This is a genomic window from Ruminiclostridium cellobioparum subsp. termitidis CT1112 (assembly GCF_000350485.1).
GTDB lineage: Bacteria > Bacillota > Clostridia > Acetivibrionales > DSM-1351 > Ruminiclostridium > Ruminiclostridium termitidis.
On sequence record NZ_AORV01000065.1, the window covers coordinates 198,261 to 219,780 of the forward strand.

General features: G+C 39.1%; 20 protein-coding genes. 2 read left to right on the top strand and 18 right to left on the bottom strand.

The features are described from left to right. Positions 1–5: 5 nt before the first annotated feature. From CTER_RS23095 to CTER_RS23145, 11 genes are all read right to left on the bottom strand, one after another. The gene (locus CTER_RS23095) at positions 6–986 is read right to left on the bottom strand and encodes an AEC family transporter (protein ID WP_004629831.1); all 981 of its coding nucleotides are present in this window, start codon (positions 984–986) and stop codon (positions 6–8) included. 178 nt (positions 987–1,164) lie between these two features. Continuing rightward, positions 1,165–1,368, bottom strand: a complete 204-nt coding sequence (locus tag CTER_RS23100; protein ID WP_004629996.1) for a hypothetical protein — start codon at positions 1,366–1,368, stop codon at positions 1,165–1,167. Between the two features lie 166 nt (positions 1,369–1,534). Then, complete coding sequence (locus CTER_RS23105; RefSeq protein ID WP_004629893.1) at positions 1,535–2,311, bottom strand: ABC transporter permease; 777 nt, start codon at positions 2,309–2,311, stop codon at positions 1,535–1,537. After that, complete coding sequence (locus tag CTER_RS23110; RefSeq protein WP_004629685.1) at positions 2,311–3,258, bottom strand: daunorubicin resistance protein DrrA family ABC transporter ATP-binding protein; 948 nt, start codon at positions 3,256–3,258, stop codon at positions 2,311–2,313. Before CTER_RS23110 ends, CTER_RS23105 begins: the two co-directional genes overlap by 1 nt. Before the next feature lie 10 nt (positions 3,259–3,268). Next, the gene (locus CTER_RS23115) at positions 3,269–4,108 is read right to left on the bottom strand and encodes a pentapeptide repeat-containing protein (RefSeq protein ID WP_004630257.1); all 840 of its coding nucleotides are present in this window, start codon (positions 4,106–4,108) and stop codon (positions 3,269–3,271) included. A 17-nt stretch (positions 4,109–4,125) separates the two neighbouring features. After that, positions 4,126–4,455 (bottom strand): PadR family transcriptional regulator, encoded by a 330-nt coding sequence (locus tag CTER_RS23120; RefSeq protein ID WP_004630082.1) that lies wholly within the window; start codon positions 4,453–4,455, stop codon positions 4,126–4,128. 352 nt (positions 4,456–4,807) lie between these two features. Continuing rightward, positions 4,808–5,845, bottom strand: a complete 1,038-nt coding sequence (locus CTER_RS23125; RefSeq protein ID WP_040761981.1) for an NAD(P)-dependent alcohol dehydrogenase — start codon at positions 5,843–5,845, stop codon at positions 4,808–4,810. A 345-nt stretch (positions 5,846–6,190) separates the two neighbouring features. Next, positions 6,191–7,201 carry a sugar ABC transporter substrate-binding protein gene (locus CTER_RS23130; protein WP_004629828.1) on the bottom strand — a complete coding sequence of 337 codons (1,011 nt, stop codon included), beginning with the start codon at positions 7,199–7,201 and terminating at the stop codon, positions 6,191–6,193. A 133-nt stretch (positions 7,202–7,334) separates the two neighbouring features. Beyond that, the gene (locus tag CTER_RS23135) at positions 7,335–8,336 is read right to left on the bottom strand and encodes an ABC transporter permease (protein ID WP_004629889.1); all 1,002 of its coding nucleotides are present in this window, start codon (positions 8,334–8,336) and stop codon (positions 7,335–7,337) included. A gap of 1 nt (position 8,337) precedes the next feature. Beyond that, a complete protein-coding gene (locus tag CTER_RS23140; RefSeq protein WP_004630153.1) occupies positions 8,338–9,849 on the bottom strand; it encodes a sugar ABC transporter ATP-binding protein in 1,512 nt (503 codons plus the stop codon). Between the two features lie 454 nt (positions 9,850–10,303). Next, positions 10,304–11,431 carry an ROK family transcriptional regulator gene (locus tag CTER_RS23145; RefSeq protein ID WP_004630238.1) on the bottom strand — a complete coding sequence of 376 codons (1,128 nt, stop codon included), beginning with the start codon at positions 11,429–11,431 and terminating at the stop codon, positions 10,304–10,306. Positions 11,432–11,776: 345 nt separating this feature from the next. Here CTER_RS23145 and CTER_RS23150 point away from each other — a divergent pair, with 345 nt between their 5' ends. Both CTER_RS23150 and CTER_RS23155 read left to right on the top strand, forming a co-directional pair. Further along, positions 11,777–12,478, top strand: a complete 702-nt coding sequence (locus tag CTER_RS23150) for a Pr6Pr family membrane protein (RefSeq protein ID WP_004630103.1) — start codon at positions 11,777–11,779, stop codon at positions 12,476–12,478. Between the two features lie 345 nt (positions 12,479–12,823). Next, positions 12,824–14,488, top strand: coding sequence for a peptidoglycan-binding protein (locus tag CTER_RS23155; protein ID WP_004629625.1), 1,665 nt, complete (start codon positions 12,824–12,826; stop codon positions 14,486–14,488). 151 nt (positions 14,489–14,639) lie between these two features. On the opposite strand, the gene CTER_RS27220 is transcribed toward CTER_RS23155, so the two are convergent. From CTER_RS27220 to CTER_RS23190, 7 genes are all read right to left on the bottom strand, one after another. After that, positions 14,640–15,428: a flavodoxin family protein gene (locus CTER_RS27220; RefSeq protein ID WP_004629786.1), complete on the bottom strand. Its 789-nt coding sequence runs from the start codon at positions 15,426–15,428 to the stop codon at positions 14,640–14,642. 72 nt (positions 15,429–15,500) lie between these two features. Next, a complete protein-coding gene (locus tag CTER_RS23165) occupies positions 15,501–16,247 on the bottom strand; it encodes a sulfite exporter TauE/SafE family protein (protein ID WP_004630077.1) in 747 nt (248 codons plus the stop codon). Between the two features lie 12 nt (positions 16,248–16,259). Continuing rightward, positions 16,260–17,078 (bottom strand): lysozyme family protein, encoded by an 819-nt coding sequence (locus tag CTER_RS23170; protein WP_004629602.1) that lies wholly within the window; start codon positions 17,076–17,078, stop codon positions 16,260–16,262. A gap of 214 nt (positions 17,079–17,292) precedes the next feature. Then, positions 17,293–18,150, bottom strand: coding sequence for a formylglycine-generating enzyme family protein (locus CTER_RS23175; protein ID WP_004629720.1), 858 nt, complete (start codon positions 18,148–18,150; stop codon positions 17,293–17,295). Between the two features lie 179 nt (positions 18,151–18,329). Next, the gene (locus tag CTER_RS23180) at positions 18,330–18,968 is read right to left on the bottom strand and encodes a glycoside hydrolase family 11 protein (protein WP_004629994.1); all 639 of its coding nucleotides are present in this window, start codon (positions 18,966–18,968) and stop codon (positions 18,330–18,332) included. An 810-nt stretch (positions 18,969–19,778) separates the two neighbouring features. Next, complete coding sequence (pnuC, locus tag CTER_RS23185) at positions 19,779–20,492, bottom strand: nicotinamide riboside transporter PnuC (protein WP_004629909.1); 714 nt, start codon at positions 20,490–20,492, stop codon at positions 19,779–19,781. Beyond that, positions 20,489–21,505, bottom strand: a complete 1,017-nt coding sequence (locus CTER_RS23190) for an AAA family ATPase (protein WP_004629718.1) — start codon at positions 21,503–21,505, stop codon at positions 20,489–20,491. Before CTER_RS23190 ends, pnuC begins: the two co-directional genes overlap by 4 nt. Positions 21,506–21,520: the final 15 nt, after the last annotated feature.

The following is a 21,520-nucleotide window of genomic DNA, read 5'->3' on the forward strand; positions in this document are numbered from 1 at the left end:
GGCATTTAAAGCGTCAGCAGATAAACTATCAACGGCAGCGTAAATATGGACAGAATGGTGGAAACAAATATGCCTTCGGTAGCTGCATTATAGTCGGAATCATATTCCAGCGCCAGTGCCGAAACTATGGTAGAAGCCGGCATGGCAAGCTGCAGGGCTACAATCCTCTTTACAAACAAATCAAAGAAATTGCCGGTTGCCTTGAAAAACAATATTGCCGCCACCGGTACTATAATCAGCTTGAACAGCGAATAGACAAGATATATTGCCCTGTCGAATATATCCTTTATCCCCTGGATCCTCACTCCGGAAAGTATCAGCCCTATAAATATCATGGACAAATAGATGGTAATGTGCCCGAGATTATAGAAAGCCGAATAGAATATATCCCAGATTGACTTATAAACAAGGGTATTTTCAAAGTTAAATGTCCCTTTCAACAGGATAATGAGCAGTCCGCCCATAAAAGCCAGAGTATTTGGATTGACCAGATGGGACAGATTGTCCCTCCAGTTTTTCGTATTATGCCTGTTGAACAGGTAAACCCCCAGTGTCCAGAGGATAGCGTCGTTTGCAATGTTAAAGAATATGGCATATACGATTCCCTCATCCCCGTACATTGCTTTAAGCAGCGGGTAAGCCATGAATATGACATTTCCGAACATTGACTGTGCAATGTATATATTTTTTGTCTTTTCGCGGATACCCATCAATTTACACGGTCCCAGTGAAATAAACCCGCCCAGCAATATAAAAAATATACCGAGAACAAATATGAGAAAACCGTTTTTAAGGGTCTCACCGGTAAAGGAGTAGTTTCCCATGGTTGTAAATATTAAAAACGGCATTGTTATTTTCAATATCAGAGCCGAGATGTATTTGTGGGAATTTTCCGGCAGGAATTTTCCCTTTCCCGCAGCAAAGCCGGTCACACCCAGTAAAGTTAATATAAGTATCTGTTTGAGAATAATTTCTACTTCGTTCATTGTCTGCCTCCGAAAATAGGTCAAGGTCTGTCGCAAAGATATAATAAAAGCGACCTGTACAGCCGCTTTTATTATATAATCTTATTACTTTATTCTGTTAAAGTCCATAGCTAAATACATATTTATTTACTACATGCAATTTGCAATTTAATGTACACGGCTCTCTGATTTAATTTACTTAATCTTCTCTTTTATCTTCTCTTTGGTCTTCTATTCCGGCATCAGTTTTTGTTACCGCACCGTTTTCTACAATAGTTTGTAGCAGTCTTCTTATCTCGGCTATATCTCCCGATGTTCTGGAATAGTCTATTGCTGTTCTGACAGCAAGTATGGTTATAATAATCCCGATACCAATAAAAAACAGGTATACAATTGCCTCCATATATTCACCTCCAAGGATTTTTCTTGATTAAGATTTCTTAATTAGATTTCTTCAATTAAATATACCACATGTTAACTAATTAGTTCCATGTTTTTGGAGGCTAATTCAACCGCTTGTATGAGAGACAGTATGGAAACATCATAAACCCATCTTAATATGATGCTGGCTAAGCAGCTTTTCGCTTGTAAATCCCTACTGATGCAATATAGGTGACTATCAGAATTCCAAGGCACCAAAGTATCGCTGTTATTGCATTATTTCCGGCACTTCCACCCAGGAGCAGTGAACGTACCGCTTCGATAATGGGTGTCATGGGTTGGTTTTCTGCAAATATACGCACCGCCGGAGGCATGGTTTGAGTTGGTGCAAAAGCTGAGCTAATAAAAAGCAGTATCAACAAAATATAGCTGAATACTCCTGCGCCTTCGGCATTGCTGGCCAGCAGGCCAAACATAACTGCTGTCCAGGTCATTGCCAGAGTAAAAATCAGTAAAATCACGGCGGCAAGAAGCCAACCGGCAATACCTGCACCAGCTCTGAAGCCCATTACAAATCCAAAAACAAGTATCACTACAGTTGAAAACGAATTGAAAAGCACTGATGTGAGCACATGGCCTCCCAGTATTGCTGATTTTGCAATTGGCATCGAATGAAAACGCTCGAATATACCTTTTGTGACGTCATTATTCAGGCGGACTGCGGTATAAGCTATCCCGCTTAATATGCACATCAGAACTATCCCGGGCACCACATAATTAACATATTTGATTGATCCGGTGTTCATGGAACCGCCGAACACATATACAAACATAAGCATCATCAAAACAGGCATAGCAACCACGGTAATTATGGTATCGACGCTCCGGAGCGTGTAATTCAGCACCCGCCCCGTCATGACCATCGTATCGCTGATATTGTTTTTAACTTTGGACAACATAGCCATTAAATTGCCTCCTTTTCCTTGTTCTCACCGATTATGGCCAGGAAAACCTCCTCCAGTGTCGGCAGCTTTTGAGAGAACTCAGCTACAGGTATTCCTTGTTTCTCCAGTTTATTCAATATATCGGTTATTTGTTTTATACTTCCGTCGGTAACAACCGAAAGAGTTGAATTCTGTATATCCTGGCTGGAGCTGTATTCTTTCAGTAAATCCCGGACTGCTTGTAACAGCTTTCCGTCATTAAATTTCAATTCTATATGCCCATGAGGCAGCAGCTTTTTTAGTTCTGCTGCCGTCCCCTCTGCCACAATTTTTCCATCATTAAGGATTGCTATTTGATCTGCCAGCTGGTCAGCTTCATCCAGATACTGTGTGGTTAAAAAAACAGTTATCCCTGAACGTGAGAGCTCCTTAATAATTTTCCACATAGCTATGCGGCTTTGGGGATCCAACCCTGTAGTCGGCTCATCCAGGAATATGACCGATGGATCTCCAAGAAGGCTCATTGCCAGATCCAATCTTCTGCGCATACCGCCGGAATAGGCTGCAACGCGCCTGTCGGCCGCATCAGTTAATTCAAATCTACTCAGCAATTCATCCGCCCTGGAATTGACATCCGAAAGATGCCGGAGCTTTCCGATCATCCGTAAATTCTCTTTTCCCGTCATAACCTCATCCACAGCTGCGTATTGTCCTGTCAGGCTTATGGCTCCTCTGACCTTATCAGCCTGACTCAAAATATCCAGGCCGCAAATTTGCACACTGCCTTTATCAGGTTTCAATAAAGTGGTCAGAATCTTGACAGTCGTTGTTTTACCCGCACCATTTGCTCCGAGAAGTGCAAAAATACTGCCTTTTTTAATTGTCAAATTAATTCCTTTGAGTACTTTTAGTTTCTTGTAGGATTTCTCAAGTCCTTTTACCGAAATTGCAATATCAGCTTTAAACATGTTATGCCTCCTATATTACCGTTACATTTGACAGGTCAGCTTTTGTTCCCTTTAATACTGCGTAGGTCACCTTATCCATGGCAGCACCGTCAAATATTGCTTTTTTGGGCTCAGCCCATTTGAAGGACACATCTCTTAACACAGCATTTCTGAAGGAAGTTCCCTTCAAACCGGCTTTCTCAAAAATGGTACCTGTCAGAGTCATATTGTCAAAGCTCACACCTGATAAATCAGAAGAACTGAAATCTGTATAATCCAGAGTACAATTGCTGAAACTTGTACCTTTGAGATCACCCATTTTTAATATGGCTTTTGTAAGATTGGCTCCGTCAAAATTAACATTTCTCAAATCGGACATATCCAGCTTTGCTCCGGTAAGGTCAGCCCCATTGAAATCCACATTTCTCAGATTGGACATATCGAATTTTGCTCTGGTAAGGTTGGCTCCCACAAATCTTACATCAACCATGTCGCTGCACTTAAAGGAGCTTTCAGAGAGATCTGAGCCGGTAAAATCCGATCTTTTCAAGTCACTGTAATCAAACTTGCTGTCATGCACAGCTACCCCGATAAAATCTGAATCCTGGAGATTGATTTTGGAGAAATCCCTGCTTGTCAGATGTTTCAATTCTCTTGTATTGACTGATATACTTTCTATGATTTCCTTTATATCTCCAATGGAGCTGACTGTCATGTTATAGGCAGTCTCCTCATCATAGCCCTGTTTTGTATAATCATTCAATCTCTCCCGCAAATCACTGAGAAGTTCTTCTTTTAGTTCCTTTACTGTGGACAGATCCTCATAAGGTTGAAATATATCGTTTAGATATTTTTTTAATTTATCGCTCATTTCAATATCCTCCATTTTTATAATAGTAGGTCTAATATACGTTTTGCATCTTCCCAGTTCTGCTTGTTTGCAAAATAGGTACTTTTGCCTTTTTCAGTTATACTGTAGTATTTTCTTCTTCCTCCCTGAGTCTCGTCGCCCCAGTAGGAGATTATGCTTTCATCACTTTCAAGTCTCTTCAGGCTTGAATACATGGTAGCTTCTTTAAGCTCATACTCACCGTTTGAGTTAACATTTATTAATTTTGAAATTTCATATCCGTATTTATCTCCGTTCAGCAGCAACTTCAGAATTATAGTATCGGTATGCCCTCTTAATAAATCCGAGGAGATTTTATTTTCAACCATTTGTTCACCTCCGCAATTACACTATATATCAAATTACTATGTCTGTCAAGGTAGTTTTGTGATCATAGTAATTTGTGGGCAGTCTTTTGAGAGACAAAATCGCTTTATTAATGAGGCGGTACAATTTTTGTAATTGTTTTGGTTGCGCCCTATTTCATGAAGTTAGTGCGGAAGTTACCAGTTGATGTAAAGAATTACACAGGTAAAGCGAATCTAAATTAATTAGCACAACGCGTTAAATTAACTACTGTGTCAGTTAATCCATTAAACTCGCCGGTAAAATCGGACAAAAAAATGGCTGCCGCGTCTGCGACAGCCGTATAAGAGGATATATTTAAAGGAGACAATTTATCTAGATTTTTATTACAGCTTTTACAACATCCTGTTTATTATTTATAACGTAATCAAATGCTTTGGCGACTTCATCAAAATCAAATTCATGAGTAACTATACCCGAAATATCAATTATACCCTTTGCTATGGCTTTTATAGCCGTAGGATAAATATTTCTGTAACGGAATACAGATTTTATCTGTGCTTCCTTTGCCATTATTTTTGCAAAATTGAATTCTATTATATCCTGTGGAGCCAAGCCTACCAATACAATAGTTCCGCCATTTTTGATCAGGTAAGGAGTCTGGGAAATTGTCCGGGCAGAGCCAGCGGTTTCAATTACCGTATCCACACCCTTTTTACCGGTCATTTTTTCTACTTCAGCGAAAACATCTGTTTCAGCAGCATTGATTGTTGCAGTGGCTCCCAGCTTTTTAGCATATTCGAGTCTCTTTGGTATAACGTCTACCACTGTGATATCAGTAGCGCCATAAGCCTTGCAGGCCAAAAGGGTTACAAGTCCGATGGTGCCTGCTCCCAATATTACTATTGAATCCCCAAGCTTCACATTTCCCTGAATTGCAGCGTGCATTCCAACTGCCAGAGGTTCTACAAGTGCACCCTCTTTAGTTGTTATATTGTCAGGAAGCTTGAAGCACATATTTTCCGGAAAAGCGATATAGTTCATCAGGGAGCCATGGTATGGCGGTGTAGCCAAAAACTCCACATCAGGACACAAGTTGTATCTTCCTGTTTTGCAGAATTCACACTGACCGCAGGTAATGCCGGGCTCAAGTGCTACTTTGTCTCCAACCTTAAGATTCTGGACATCGTTTCCTATCTCGACAATAGTTCCGGCGCACTCATGACCCAGTATAAAGTCACCGTTAACAATAAAATCACCTATTTTGCCGTGTTCAAGATAGTGTACATCCGAACCGCATATCCCAACGTATTCAAGCTTTACCATTACATCCCTGTCCCTCAATTTTGGCATTTCAATGTCTCTGATTTCCATCTTGTTGATGCCAGTCATATATGCTGCTCTGTTTTTCATCATTAAACCCTCCTGTAATTTGATTTTAAAATATTAGCTGTCATTAAATCACGCTTATTATAATGTATATTAAGAAGTCTTTTAATTAGATTTGGATAATTTTTTAACAATGTTAAATGTATATAAATTCAATTGCTATTGTTTTCAACTTTAATTTTAAATACTTTAATGTATTTAGTAAATAGTTTTATTATATAGTTTTATAAAAGTTTTATAGTTATCTTTTAGTAAATATTTATAAGCAGCCTGTTATTATTTGTGATACATTATATTGCACCTGAGATGCGTGAAACACATTTCACGCATCTTCAGTGCAGTTAAATCAATAAATCTCATTAATAATTACTATTTTATTGCTCCGGCTTTCTTCAATACATCAATATACTCTTGAACATTATCCTTGTTAACCAATGGGTTTCCGATATCTGTATCAATTTGCTTTTCAGCTCCGGTTAAAAGCTTGTTGCTTGTTTCCATCAATTTTGTTGCAAGGTCATAAGCACTCTGCATACAAGTTGAAGTCATCTTGCCTTCCTGTATTAAGAGAAGAGCTTCTGCAGTTCCGTCAACACCGTAAACAAGCATGTCTTTGAACTTTGCATTGTCTTTTACAACTTCAATAGCACCTGCTGCCATGTTATCGTTCATTGAGATAACGGCATCGATCTTATCATTGGCCTGAACCCAGTCTTCCATGTACTTCATGGCTTCATCCTTATTCCAGTTTGCAATCTGTTCTCCAACAATTTTAACATCAGGACGTTTGTCAAAGAATTCCTTCTGCCAGCTTGCACGTCTTTCATCAGCGTGGAAGTTACCTGAAGGTCCTTTTAATACAACAACCTTAGCATTCTGCGGGATTTGCTCCACTGCTGCACGAGCATTAACAGCTGCCTGTTCATATGGATTTGCATCTACCGAAGATGCTCCTTCAATACCTGAAATACGAGCATTTGTTGTTATTGCAAAAATTCCTGCTTTAACAACCTTTTCAACATATGGTCTTTGAGCTTCACCATTGTTTGGCTGTACTATAACCAGATCGTATTTGTTTGTGATAGCATTTTCTATCATGGAGTTTTCTTTTTCATCATTTGCTTCACCGTCAAATACATCAAGAGTTATGCCCGGATACTTCTTGGCTTCATCTTTAACAGCATTTGCGAGCCATGCAGCAAAGGAATCTGATTGTGCACGAGCAATATATGCTATTTTATAAGTTTTCGCTCCGCCATTACCAGTTGTTGTCCCTGCAGCTGTACTGTTTGAAGCGTTTGGTGTAGCTGTCTTACCACAAGCAGCGAGTAAAACAATTGCCAGTAACATTGAAAGTACGCTAATCAGTCTCTTCTTCATTGTTGACCATCCTTTTCGCATAATTTTTTTTTATTTTAAACAGCTTTGTGCTGCTTAATACTGTTTTGTGTTATTGATAACAAGTTTTAAATAAAATACTATAAATAAAATGCTCTAGCTAAAATACCGCGAACTATTTTGCTTTTATGGCTTTAGGCTTTTCCTTGTCTTCGATTCTTCCCATTGCACTCTTTGTTCTTCTGTTCTTTGAACGGATATCATAAATAACCGCAAGGGCTATAATGGCACCTCTGACTATCTGCTGCATATAGGAATCCACACTTGCCAGGTTCATAATGTTATCCAGGAAGCCCACTATGAAGGCACCGGCCAAAGTACCTGCAGCAGTACCGACACCGCCTGAGAAGCTTGTTCCTCCGATGATTGCGGCTGTCAGGGCTGTGAATTCATAACCTACGGCTCCGTTAGGAAGACCTGCATTAACACGGGACATGAACAATACGCCTGCCAGACCCACAAATATACCATTGATAATGAAGGCCGTATATTTTACTTTGTGAACATTGATACCTGATGCAATTGAAGCTTCCTCATTTCCTCCCACAGCATACAGAGATCTTCCGAACCGTGTGTGCTTCAGGATATACCACGTAAAGATGGCTATTATTACAAGGAATATGATAGGTATAGGAATAATACCGGCTGAACCCTGACCAAATACCACGAAATTGCCAAGCTGCAGTAAGTTTTGCCCCTTAGTAAACAACAGTGCCACACCCCGGGCCATCGTAAGCATTGCCAGCGTTGCAATAAACGGAGGTGCCTTGAAGGTACTTACCATTATGGCGTTTACAATATTACATACAACACCTGTTACAATACCAACCAATACGGCTATTACCAATGAACCGGTTGATTTGTAAGCCGATACGGCAAACACTCCCGACAATGCAAGTACCGAACCCTGGGACAGGTCAAGCATGCCTGATATGATGAGCATTGTCTGTCCGAAAGCCAGAATTGTTGTAACTGCCAGCTGTCTGGATATATTTGTAAGGTTATTGGGTGTTAAAAAGTTTTCATTTATTATTGAACAAATAAAGAATAGTACAAATAGTACCATAAAAATACTGTATTTCTTTTTAGCCGTACTCCATACATTTTTTAAATCCATTTTAGTTCACCTCGTTAGATATTAAAGTTCCGGTAGCATACTTCATTATCAGTTCCTGCGAGAAATCCTTCCTTGAAATCTCACCTGTAATTGTGCCCTTGCACATAACATAAATTCTGTCACACATACCAATCAATTCAGGTAATTCCGAAGAAACCATTATGACTGCTTTACCTTCCTGTGCCAAATTGGTCATTAGCTTGTAAATTTCAAACTTGGCTCCGACATCAATACCTCTTGTAGGTTCATCCAATATCAGTATGTCAGGATTTCTGATCATCCATTTTGCGAGAACAACCTTCTGCTGATTTCCTCCGCTTAAGGACTGGATAGTTGTTTCCAAAGATGGAGTTTTTACCTTCATTTTTGAAAACATATCAGAAACGATATTCTTCTCTGTCTTGTGGTGAAGCCTGAACCGGTAAAATACCTTTTGCAGGAAAGACAATGTGGTATTTTCCTTTACTGACCTTACAGGGATTATTCCATATCTTCTCCTGTCTTCTGAAAGCATTACCAATCCGTTTTCAATACTCTGCCTTACATTTTTGATTTTGACCTCTTTACCCTTGATGGTAACTTTGCCGTCTGTAATTGGATCAAGACCGAACAGAGAACGCATGACTTCTGTTCTGCCTGCTCCCATCAAACCTGCAAACCCGATTATTTCACCCTTCTTAAGGTGGAAGTTCACATCGTGGTATACATTACCATTGTTCAGATTCTCAACTCTGAGGATGTCCTCTCCTATTTTCACTTCTTCCTTAGGATAAGTGTTTGTAAGCTTACGGCCTACCATAAGCGCTATTACCTGTTCAATATCCAGTTCTTCCCTGGGATGGCTTTCAACTACCGTACCATCTCTGAAAACTGTAATTTCATCAGCTATCTGGAATATTTCATCAAGTTTGTGAGAAATATATATGATACTCACACCTCTTGCTTTTAACTCTCTGATCTTCGCAAACAGCTTTTCTACTTCCTTTAGGGTTATGGCCGATGTCGGCTCATCCATGATGATGATGTCAGAATTATAAGATACGGCTTTTATTATCTCCAGCATCTGTATATCTGAAACAGTGAGATCCTTGAGAAGCGTCGTCGGAGAATATGGCAGATTTTCTTTTTTCAGCAATTCGTTGGTGCGACGCCGTACTTCCTTCCAATCAACATTTCCAAGTTTTCCAACAGGCAGATTGCCCAGGAAAATATTTTCCTCCACCGTCATTTCAGGGACATAGTTCATTTCCTGAAATATCATTGAAATCCCAAGACTTCTTGCCTGTATGGGATTACTGATTTTTACCGGTTTTTCATCAATGAATATTTGACCGCCGTCAGGTTGATAAACACCATTAATTATTTTCATTAATGTTGATTTTCCTGCACCGTTCTCACCGCACAAAACATGGACTGAGCCTTTTTTTACAGTAAAATCGATTTTATCAAGTGCCTTTACCCCTGGAAAGGATTTTTCAATTTGTGAAACTCTTAATTTAATGTTTTGATTCATATCCCTCTCCCCGTAAACTCCCCTGAATAGATTTGTTCTAAATTTACAGCTGCAATTCAGAGCTAAAATGGCAATTATGAATTCCTATACAAATATACACTTATCAGCAAATGTTTTCTAAAACACATTCAGCGAATGTATTTATATAAGACTTTTATAAATTACTTTTAATAAGATTATATCGTGTTTTTATACAAAGTCAATATACAATTTTAAAATAATCAATTTTATTTTAGTGATTTTGCATAAAGTGTCCACGCGGCTATACAGCTGTTCCTATATGTATCCTCATAACCCACTTTTTAGAATTATTTTGAACGGAAATTATGAATTAATAAAAAAAGGTACGTAACCCATAATACCATCAATTTGATGAAGGATACATACACTTTATTTTTCCAAAAATCTCAGAATTTATTTAAGAAAATAAAAAATCTTTGAATTATTTGAATTATCAGATATTTTTTATAAAATCTTCAACATGGAGCAGAGCTGCTCCCACTGCCGTTGTTTCCAGCTTGTATTTACATACATGCAAATATGTTCCGTCCACTTCAAAGGTGTTGTATCTCGATACCTTTTGTCTCAGTTCGTCAAGATATTCATCCATGTATGCACCGGCATACCCCCCAAGGATTACCTTACAGTCAAACAGCATCCTTAAGTTGTTGATGGCTACCACAAGATATGATACATACTCCTCCCATATACTTTTCTGAGGCTCCTTACCTAATCTTAAAAGTCTGAAAAACTCCGCAATATTCCCATTTGTGCTGTCGGATAATATTTTTGCAGAACAATAGGCATCCACACAGCCTTTTTGTCCGCAATAGCAGGTTCTCCCGGCAGGAGCGATGGTCATATGACCAAATTCACCGCCCCGCTGATTTTGACCATTGTAAATGTTTTTGCCTATTATAATGGATCCGCCCACAGAATTGTTCAGAGATAAATATGCAACACTTTCGTCTGTCTTGTCCCCCCACCTTTCGGCAAAACCGGCAGCATTTGCATCATTGCTGAAGGTGCATCTGTATGGGATAAATTCTTCAAAGGCAGTAATGCTGCCGCCTTCAAAGTCAATAACCTGGGCGTAGCTCACCGAACGGCTGTCATCGGACAAAATAGCAGGCAATGCTATACCGACACCCAATATGTTCTCAGGTTCTATTTTGCAATCCAGGATAAAGCTGTTTACAAGATGGCCTACACCTTTAAAATATTCCTTTGAGTTGACAAACGGAAACAACTTCCTATAATTCCTGATAACTTTGGCACTGAGATCTATCATAACAATACCCACATGGTTCCTTGTTATGTCCAGACCAACTGCATATTTGGCCGTACTGTTATAGGATATGGCCTTGGCCTTGCGTCCTCCTGTGGACTCAAACAGGCCTGTCTCTATGACCAACCCGCGTTCATATAACTCCTTTATATTTTGAGTCACGGTTGGCAGACTCATATTTAAAGAGTATGCTATCTCCTGGATAGAAATAGGTTCTCTCATATATAGGAAATTATATATGGCATTTCTATTTATTTTTTTTACCTCGATACTATTTACTCTACCAGTCGTCATAATAATCTCCCAGTTTTATAAATGTCTTTTAATAATGTATTTATAATAATATATTTTGATTTTTAAAGCAATCCAAAGTTTAAACAAAAGAAGATAAGGATTTTTATGATAATTTTTATATTGTGACAAATAGGAGTTGTATTTTATGTAGTTTCTACAGTGATTTTGTTACATATGCTTAATTATACCATATTAATACAGTATTATATATGAATTTAAAAAATATATTGTATACATATCTTCAAATTGTTTTAAATAAAATACATTGATGATATAATCAAAATATAAAAGTAAATATTGTCGGCGTTGCAGTATTAAAAATTAGCTTCATGCGGAGGAAATGTTATGTGCATTCATAATCGCTTGTTCGCTTTAATTTTTAGAATTCTGTTTTTAGCAGGTTGTGGAATCGGACTTTACCTCAACTCGGGCCTTCCCAGCGGGAAGCCCGCACCTTACATGCTGATTTTTTATACTATTCAAAGCAATGCCTTATGCTTTATTTTCTTTGCCATCCTCATAATTAAAACTTTTCTGGATTTAAAAAACAAAGGTATCAAGGGTACGACGGTATTTCTTCCTCATTTCAAGGGTGCGGTTACAATGGCTATAGCCGTGACTTTCATAATCTACCAGTTTGTTTTGGTTCCAAAGTTTTTGAATGCCCCAGCTGCTGCTTACAGTATATTCAACTGGCAAAACATGCTGGTCCATTATTTTGTTCCGATTGCGGCTTTAACCGATTGGCTGGTTTTTGATGAAAAGCTCAGTTTCCGTTGGTTTGATCCAATAGTATGGCTGATGCTTCCCATTGCTTATTTTATATTTACTCTAATCCGAGCCAGATTCGGAGGCGTTATTGAAATTGTTAAAAGTCCTTATCCATACTTCTTTATTGACGTTGAACTGCTTGGCTGGATTAAGGTTATCAAAAATGCTTGTCTGTTGATTTTGGGGTTTTTAGTTCTTGGCTACCTGATATTCATTGTAGATAGAGTAAAAATAAGGAGACATTCCCCGAAATTTGACGTATTACAGACGAGATAATGTCTAATCCTGCCACATTGTAATGTAAGTGCAATGAAAATGTTTTAATATTGTGTTATCATGTTACCATGCATTTAAAAAAATTATGTATACTAGGAATTGTCACAATTGAATTTTAATGCCTACATAAAGTTTTGTCTGGTAAAACATATTTTTAAAACTTTCTTTATTGATTGTATCATCCTGTAATTAATTCTTTTTGTTTCAAATCTATTACCAATTCCTGTTGCAATTTTTTTATGTGGGAAGTGGTTTTTTATTGCGTGAAAAATACAAAGAATACGTAGTTTTTTAAAACCATTTCTATACAAAATTTAATATAATACATAATTTATTGGAGAAAACATGAGTAAAAAAAATAAAAATGCAAAACACCTTTATAGCAATCTTACCCGGAAGATTAAAGCATATAAAGAAAAATACCCCAGAAAATTCAAATATTATTTGATTTCAGCCTCGGGAGCATTGGTGATAACCCTCGCAGTTGCCGTAGCCACTTCTCTTCCATCCGGCTCAAGTATTCCTTTATCCACGGCGGATAACCAAACCTCAGATACTTTTGCACTCCATGCCTCTGACAGCACCCCGGCAAAAGCCGTAAAGGGCGCTTCGTCTGAAGCAAGTGCGGAAGCCGGTAAATTTTCAGCAGAAAAGGTCTCCCGCGGCAAAAAAGCGCCCATGGACCCTTCAAAAGGTGACATAATAAAGCTTGGAGTAAAAGACGAAATTGTTACCGTTATCCAGCAAAGACTGGTTCAGCTCTATTATCTGGAGTCGGACGAGCCTACCGAGGAATTCGGTGAAGCAATAGAAACATCCGTAAAACTGTTTCAACGAAAACATGAGCTGGAAATAACAGGTGAAGTCAACGCTGAAACCTATAATTTGCTTATGTCCGACGACGCAAAAGAATACACCGTGTACATAGGTTCTGAGGGCACAGATGTGGAGCAGCTTCAAACGCGCCTGTACGAGCTGGGCTACCTGAATAAGGTCACAAGTTATTTCGGTACTGATACTGAAGCTGCAGTAAAGGAATTCCAAAAGAGAAATGGTCTTTTTGATGATGGAAACGTAGGTAAAAATACCCGTGAAAAATTATATTCTGCTGAAGCGGTACCTCTCTCCTTCTATTTGGGTGACGAAAACGACGAAATACTGAAATACCAGCAAAGACTCGGTCAGCTCGGTTATCTGACAACGAAGCCCGACGGAAAGTACGGTAACGATACGGTATTGGCTGTAAAGCACTTCCAGGATATCAACGGCATCATAGCAGACGGATATATGGGACCTGCCACAAAGGAACTATTAATGTCCGGTGATGCCCAGGAATATTGCATTAAAACCGGTGACAAGGGGTCGGATGTTGAAAATATTCAAACCTATCTGAAAAAACTGAAATATCTTAAGAGTGTAACCGGCTATTTCGGCTCGGATACAAATGACGCTGTAATAAATTTCCAGAAACGTAACGGACTGTCCGCAGACGGTAAAGTTGGATCACAGACCATAAGCAAGCTTCTTTCGGACAGTGCAAAAAGCTGGAACGGCGGCTCTTCTGGCAGCGGTTCAAATTCAGGCTCGGGCGGCAGCAATTCAGGGGGAAACAGCGGCAGTGGCAATGATTCGGGCTATTCCTCCAGTTCAACGGTAGAACGGATAATTTCAATAGCAAAATCAAAAATCGGTTCCAGATACGTATACGGTGCAAAGGGACCTAACACTTTTGACTGCTCCGGTTTTGTATATTGGGTACTGAATCAGGCAGGTATCAGACAAAGTTATATGACCTCCTACTCCTGGCAGAATACAGGCAAATTCCAGAGAATTTCAAGCATGAAAAGCATAAAGCGCGGCGATATAATTTCCTACCGGGGACATGTGGGTATTGCCCTGGGCAACGGTCAGATGGTAGATGCATCCTCCAGCCAGGGAAGGGTAAGGATTACCTCAATCAATTCATCCTATTGGATAAATCATTTCGAATGCGCATACAGAATTTTTTAGTACCGGCAAAATATAATATTCGGCAAGTCATCTGAGTTCCATGAGAACTCATTGCATTAAACAAACAGCAGCACGTTTGGAAAAATGCCCCCGGCCTTGTGGCGCCGGGGGCATTTTTTTTAAAATCAAATAATTAATTCAAATAAACAATTCAGGTAAACAATCCTGAAATAATACTTCCTAACAGCCGTGCAAATTTTATCTTGATCCACCCCGCAGAGTTCCGGGTATAATAGCTGCAGTCATTGTTCAGCCAGCCTTTTTCCTTCCAGTAGGTATAGTCAAATGTCCAGGTGTCTTTGGTTCTCTGCCAGTATTTCTGCTGTACCTTGAAGTAAATCAGAGAATAAACCGACGGATACCTCTCAGTTTTGTGTGTAATTGCATTGTACAGCCTGGCAGACAGCTTTTTGATTTTCTTGAGGTTCTTAATTTTTATATCTTCTTTACCTGTGAGAGCCCCCGTTCTAAACCTGTCTTTTCCCACAGATATACCTCCCCAGGCATTAAAAGCCCTTTCCATGGTTTTAAGAGCGTGCTTTGAGGAATATGTACCCGAAGTTGTCAGAATTATGGCCGGTTTCCCGCTAAATGCGGGACGGTGGTTGTTAAAAGCCATCCTGTCAATCCAGTTTTTCATAATACCATTGACATCTTCCACATAAACAGGACTTGCCAAAACAACACCGTCAGCACTGTCCAGCCTCTCTTTTATTCCCGGAACTTCATCCTTTAAAGGACAGCTCTTTTCTCCCCTGTCAAAGCACCCGCGGCAGCCCCGGCAAATTTGTACATCCGAATGCGCCAGGGACACAGTTTCAAACTCAGCACTTAAACCCTGCCGCCCTGCTGTCAGAAGTATTTCCTCTTTTATGCATTCCAGCACTCTTGCCGTATTGCCGTCTTTCCTGTAACTGCTGTTCAATAGCAATATTTTCACAACCTCACTGCTCCATTCCATTTCAATGATCAGACCATAAACCCCCATATACAATATACGTATATTGTGTGGTTATATTATCCCAACCCGGTTTTTTACAATATAAACTATACCTGAGATAAATAATAGGGCAATAACAGCATTTTTTACAGCCTTATCGCTTATTTTTGAATCTATCTTCCTGCCAAAAAACATTCCGATTGCCACCGCAGGCAATAAACTTAAGCTTACAGCCAGAATTTTAAGGTTAATCAGGCCGTTGATACAGTACATCACAAGCCTGAACAGATTGTCAATTACGAATACAAAGCATAAATTACCCCTGTAATTACTCCTGCTGCCGGTCTGTCTTCCAATGAAGGCAGCCAGAAGCGCACCGATGCCAAACAGCCCCATTAAAACGCCTGAAATAATTCCAACCATGTAAATAGCGGGACCATTGACTTTGCTTCCCTGTGCTTCAGACAGCCGAGGCTTTCTGACATACATTTCAATTGCCAGTAAAACAAGCACTGCTCCCAAAATGGTTTTTAACTGCTTGTCCCCGCCCATATTGAGCAGTAATATGCCTGGAATATTCCCTGCAAGCACCATTATTGACAAAGGCGCAACAATTTTTACATCTATGGCTTCTCTATCCTTCCACGCCATGTAGATATTCGCAGGCAGACCCAACAACAGATCTACAGGAGTTATAAACCTGTTTTCCTTGACTATTGACAGAAGTGAATTAATTATCAGTGTATTGCCAAAACCCGTCAGGCTTTTAATCAAATATGCTCCTGATACTGCTAAAAACAAATATATCTGTATTTCCATCCCGTATGACCTTTATTTTTTTTCTTCATACCATTCCACAACTTTATTCCTTTTTTTGTAATATATCTTAAGAAAACTTGTACTGATGCCGTATTTGTCATATCCCCCGGTTCCCCTCTGGTATATGGACAACGCCACGTCACGTTTCTTGTCGTCGGCAGCATCCTTGACTCGCTTGTCCGCCAGTATCCAGCTGTACATGGCCGTACCCCAGTTTATATTTACAGCGCCGTCAAGAGGTTTGTTTTTTGTTTTCAGCTCTGCCGCAAGATTTGCGCAATTCCCCCGGCTGATCTGAAAATACCCGTAATACTTGCCTGTAGAACACTTCTCGTCGAAATTGCTCTCGGTATAAATCAGTGCAAGCATATCTATATAGTTTACTTTTCTTTTTTTGCAATAATCCCAGAGCAGCTGTTGATGCTCCTTTTTCATTGGATTCTGCTTCCTATACCATAAATCCTCTTCATCTTCATTCTTGTCTTTCGCTTCTGCATCAGGAGGTGCGGCAGCCTCCACTCCCGGGCCGGGATCTGCTGGATTTTCTGCTCCTTTTATTCCGGATTTATCATCAGCTTTGTTAATATCTTCTCCGTTTTCTGCAGCTTTTTTATCTTCTGCATCCTGAGTAACTACTATATCTTTTGATTCTTTTGTATTGTTTTCATTTTTTGTATCTTTTGTATCTTGCGGGTTTGCAGTCTGGCTTGTTGCAGCTGTCTTGTCTGAAGTAACCGTATTTGTCTGAGCGTACGAATGAATGGGTGAAAAACAGCTTATTGCAAAACAAAATGCAACAATAAGTGCTAAAAGTCTTTTACTTTTCTTCAATTCATCTTCCTCCGGACCGAATATTTTGGTACAACATGAACATTATATCAATGCTCTTCCCTTTTTGGAAGTTTTTTTAACTGTAAACTACACTTCATTTTTGAATACTTAATATCTCCAATAATCCGGAAAACCATCGTAAAAAGGCAATAATAGAACCGTCTTAGAAATATCTAACACGGTTATTTATATATCTGTTGTAAACTTTGTTTTCCTATTCTCCAGAATCTCCTGCTGCCTCAAGCCCCCCGCGGCACACGCGAAAACCTTGATCGGCGCCCTTTCCATTGGCCTCGAACTTGCCTCTGTAAGACGATTCGCAGCATTTGACGTCCCCGAGCCAACCGCCGCCCTTCCAGACCCGCAGAGAACCGCTGTTGCTGCCCGGGTCCCCATACCAATCCCAGCACCATTCCCTTACATTGCCAGACATATCGTAAAGTCCTAACTCATTGGCTTTCTTGGCGCCGACAGCTTTTGTCCTGTTTTTGTTGTTTTCTATCGCAGGCCAGCTCCAATCCCCTGAAAGGCGTTTATTGCCTGAATTTCTCCAATACCATGCCACATCTTCTTCATTGTTGCTTCCACTGTAGGTACAGCTCCCGCTCAACTGACCCCCGCCTGCGGCATATTCCCACTCAGCCTCGGTGGGCAGACGGTAACCATTGGCCTCCGGATTTGAAGTCACCGTCCATTTTATATCATCGTTTTCACTCTTATTATCCTGATCCAATTTATTCTTATCTATATTGTAGTACGGCTGCAGGCCCTCTTTAACACTTCTTTTATTGCAGTATTCCACACAGTCATACCAGCTCACCGTTTCTACAGGCAAATCATCGTCTCTGAATTGTGATGGATTACTTCCCATTACCTCAGTCCATTCTTTTTGAGATACCTCATATCTGCCCATATAAAAGTCTGGTATTGATACGTTTTTTTCATAGTAATTGGACTTTGTGTTTACGAAAGTCCCGCCCTTGACTAATACAAAGCTGTCCGTCTTTTCTTGCGAACAGGCGCTGATAACAATCATTATGGTTAATAAAAGGAAAATAAATAGTTTTCTCATGATATCTCTCCTTTAACCTGACAGGAAGTATTGTAGACCGTAATGTACTTCCAATGCTTTTTAATATGAGGCCGCCGGCTGTGAAACCGGCAGGCCTTAGCAAAATAATGTTTAAAATAATTCCAAATACTCTGGAAACACCAGGTTTCCATAAGCAGACCTGCTCAAAAGGCAGGCTGTTACCATACAGTTACGTTGGCGTAGCCGCTGCTCTGATATCCCTCTACGCATAATGCCTGATAGGACCAACTGTTTCCAAGATTCATTCCCTTACTCCTCCATGCATTGACATGGTTGGCAAAATTGATTTGAACATTACTTCCGGTTGCTCTCTTGGATTGTCTGACACTCCAGAACTGCTGGAAAGTTTGAGTACCATCGATGGATGGTGCGTTGTAACGCATACTTGTATATATGTCATAAGTACCTCCATCACTGGACACTGTGCCTTTATACGTACCGGTGGGTCTATAAGTGCCCCAGGAATCAACAACATAATATTCTATGAGTGAATTTCTCGTCCATCCGTAGAGAGTCAGATATCCATTGCCTGAAGGCGAAAAAGCGCCGGCATTGTAGTTTGCCACCCTGGATGCCGATCCGGTGTTCCAGCCTTTACCAACAACAAAATTTCCGCAATTTGTCCACGAAACACTATAATTGCCGCCCGATCCATTGGTAGCGTTTACTGTTCCGCCCCCATCCGTCCAATTTTGCCAGTAATCTGTAGCAGCATATGCAGTTCCTGCAAATACGCATGTAAAACTCATTGTAATCGCAAAAAATAATGCCAAAGCCTTCTTATTTAATTTAATCATACTATAACCCTCCTAAAATTTTAATTTTACTTGTCAATACCTGTCTGTGTACTATTTGATATTTTTAAATATTTTTTTAGCAACCACTCCCTTTCATGTTTTTGACGGCTGCTTCACTTTTCCGGACATTACTTATCCTGTGTCGTATACCGTTAACATCTGACTGTCACCTCCTTACTGAGAAGATATTCTCACTTGAAAACATAAAATTGGAATTCAAAATAGAAGGAAACCGGTAAAAATGGTAAACCAAATATACCTGCAATAAATATTTACATAAAATTATTGCATAGTTGCCTGAGCCTATAAAAGCTCCGCTTTTTTAATAGATTTATTAATTGGATTCATATTGAAATAGAATTTCTTCTGTTACTGGAAATTAGTAAAATACTTTTTGATTGAGTTATGAAAAATTTTTCGAAGGAAAACACATTGCTGATAATTACTTAGTTGTGAACAAGAATAACTTAATAAGATAATATGTAAGGAAAATTTTCATAAGAAAAATACTATCCGGTATATTTCTTTTCCACCTCCCAAATGTAAATTATTGTAAATTACTTTTCAAGTTAATAATACCATTTATATATAATATTGTAAATAGATTTTCATGCGAAATGTTGTCAGTTTTATAAAAATATTTAAAAAAGTTACACCTTGTTGAATATTGATACGTTTTGATGTAATACTTTCTGCAATAGTAATCAATAAGCAGACTTTTATTTTTAATTGGGCCATGTTATTTCTGTGTAACTTGCCGGTCCATGGACAGGATTTTTTATAATAAATGTGCATGATATCCAAAGTTTATCATTCATTTCGAATGTTTATTTTATTCATCCTTGACCACATAAAAAAGCCGTAAAATGCATTCATCAGATATACCGACCACATTGACACCTGAATCATATCCCCGGCCAGAACCCACATGGTAACAGTAATAATATCAACGACAATCCAAAGAATCCATTGCTCCTTATATCTTAGCACCATAAGTGCATTAGCAATTATGGAAATCACAAGTGTAGTGCTGTCCAGCCAGGTTTGGCTGCCTCCAAGCAGTTCCAATATGTATTGGCAGCTTATAATACCGATGACTGTTCCACAAATATATAACCCAATCTGCTTAAGACTCATTTTCTTTGACTTGACTGCATTTACATCCTCATGCATATGTTTTTTCCACATATACATGCCTACAAACTGGGTCGGAAGATAGTAAAGTGCATTTAAGGCAACCTGCCCGTAGTATTTACCTGTCATGGCAATTACGATATATGCGGCAATATTTACAAAACCAAAATAGTACTGGGACTTTTTACCTGCAGCACAAAGCACAACACAGAAAACTCCGCATATTGCTGAAAGTGAATTTATTACAAGATATAAAGCTGAACTTTCTTTATCAACAGCTGCAAAATATGTTGTAAATCCTATTAATATAAGCACCTCAAACCACTGAAAGGGTGTCATGAAGTTCACGAACTTCGTAATCGGCTTCGTGTTATTTTCAACTTTCATCATCTTTTATGCTCTCCAAGTAATTTATCAATTAGACTAACCGACTTCAAAAATCTCTCCTGGTAATCTCCTGAAACTACCTCTATATTGTATTTTCTTTTTTTGTACAGTTCCTTTATCTTATTACTATAGTGTTCCCTATCAGCTGCTATTACGGAACTCCTGTCACCTTCCTGAACAAAATTCACATCAGGCTCTAGAAATATCACCAAATCATAATTGTTTAATTCTGCAATTGCATCAGCCAGATTTTCATTTATAGCCTTGTCTTTTCCATCAAGAAATTGAATATAAAACTTGGTAACCAGACAGTCGGTATCTTCAAAAAGCACCTTGTTACTGGATAAAAGAGCTTCTCTTTCCCTTGACTTATGTATTAAAAGTATATCTGTAAAATCCTCCGGTAGCATTAACATACCGGTGCCCGAACGTTCAGATAAATTCTTTCCTATCTCCTCTAAATAATTCGTGTTATAGTAATTTGCAAGGTTTATAGTCAAAGTTGATTTACCGGTACTTTCTCCGCCCGCAAGCAGCACCTTTTTTACATAATGAGGCTTTACAATATCCGGAAGCCATTCCCAATGAGCCATAACATCTGCTCTGATTTCAGCAGATGAAATTTCATCCCTTTGAAAGAAAATGTTTTCTGATTCCGGGTAGCATCTGGCCCAAAAGCTATTCATATCGTAATCACTGCCGCAAAAAACAACATCAATCTTTTTTCCTGCAAATTCTTTAACCTTTTCGGCATCCTTCATCCAGTATTCTTCTGTGTAATCCTGTTTCGTCTTAACATGATCTTGTAAAATGAATAATCTTACATTTCCCATATGCTTCGTTAACTGGTATATCCAGCGATATCTTACCCTGATATCTATTTCATCCCTATTAACACCTTCACTGATCACCACAATCAGGTCTTCACACTGATTTGCCGCCTCTATGATACAACGCACATGTCCTAAATGCAGCGGGTTGAATGAACCGCCATACAATCCACATTTAAATTTCATTTTTGTTATCCATTC

What these genes read in the sequence shown, in the direction of transcription:
- CTER_RS23155 (WP_004629625.1), top strand. Translation starts at nt 12,824, where the DNA reads ATGAGTAAAAAAAATAAAAATGCAAAACACCTTTATAGCAATCTTACC.
- CTER_RS23190 (WP_004629718.1), bottom strand. Translation starts at nt 21,505, where the DNA reads ATGAAATTTAAATGTGGATTGTATGGCGGTTCATTCAACCCGCTGCAT.
- CTER_RS23165 (WP_004630077.1), bottom strand. Translation starts at nt 16,247, where the DNA reads ATGGAAATACAGATATATTTGTTTTTAGCAGTATCAGGAGCATATTTG.
- CTER_RS23095 (WP_004629831.1), bottom strand. Translation starts at nt 986, where the DNA reads ATGAACGAAGTAGAAATTATTCTCAAACAGATACTTATATTAACTTTA.
- CTER_RS23150 (WP_004630103.1), top strand. Translation starts at nt 11,777, where the DNA reads ATGTGCATTCATAATCGCTTGTTCGCTTTAATTTTTAGAATTCTGTTT.
- CTER_RS23145 (WP_004630238.1), bottom strand. Translation starts at nt 11,431, where the DNA reads ATGACGACTGGTAGAGTAAATAGTATCGAGGTAAAAAAAATAAATAGA.
- CTER_RS23100 (WP_004629996.1), bottom strand. Translation starts at nt 1,368, where the DNA reads ATGGAGGCAATTGTATACCTGTTTTTTATTGGTATCGGGATTATTATA.
- CTER_RS23110 (WP_004629685.1), bottom strand. Translation starts at nt 3,258, where the DNA reads ATGTTTAAAGCTGATATTGCAATTTCGGTAAAAGGACTTGAGAAATCC.
- CTER_RS23135 (WP_004629889.1), bottom strand. Translation starts at nt 8,336, where the DNA reads ATGGATTTAAAAAATGTATGGAGTACGGCTAAAAAGAAATACAGTATT.
- CTER_RS23175 (WP_004629720.1), bottom strand. Translation starts at nt 18,150, where the DNA reads ATGAGAAAACTATTTATTTTCCTTTTATTAACCATAATGATTGTTATC.
- CTER_RS23125 (WP_040761981.1), bottom strand. Translation starts at nt 5,845, where the DNA reads ATGAAAAACAGAGCAGCATATATGACTGGCATCAACAAGATGGAAATC.
- CTER_RS23130 (WP_004629828.1), bottom strand. Translation starts at nt 7,201, where the DNA reads ATGAAGAAGAGACTGATTAGCGTACTTTCAATGTTACTGGCAATTGTT.
- CTER_RS23140 (WP_004630153.1), bottom strand. Translation starts at nt 9,849, where the DNA reads ATGAATCAAAACATTAAATTAAGAGTTTCACAAATTGAAAAATCCTTT.
- pnuC (WP_004629909.1), bottom strand. Translation starts at nt 20,492, where the DNA reads ATGATGAAAGTTGAAAATAACACGAAGCCGATTACGAAGTTCGTGAAC.
- CTER_RS23115 (WP_004630257.1), bottom strand. Translation starts at nt 4,108, where the DNA reads ATGAGCGATAAATTAAAAAAATATCTAAACGATATATTTCAACCTTAT.
- CTER_RS23105 (WP_004629893.1), bottom strand. Translation starts at nt 2,311, where the DNA reads ATGGCTATGTTGTCCAAAGTTAAAAACAATATCAGCGATACGATGGTC.
- CTER_RS23120 (WP_004630082.1), bottom strand. Translation starts at nt 4,455, where the DNA reads ATGGTTGAAAATAAAATCTCCTCGGATTTATTAAGAGGGCATACCGAT.
- CTER_RS23180 (WP_004629994.1), bottom strand. Translation starts at nt 18,968, where the DNA reads ATGATTAAATTAAATAAGAAGGCTTTGGCATTATTTTTTGCGATTACA.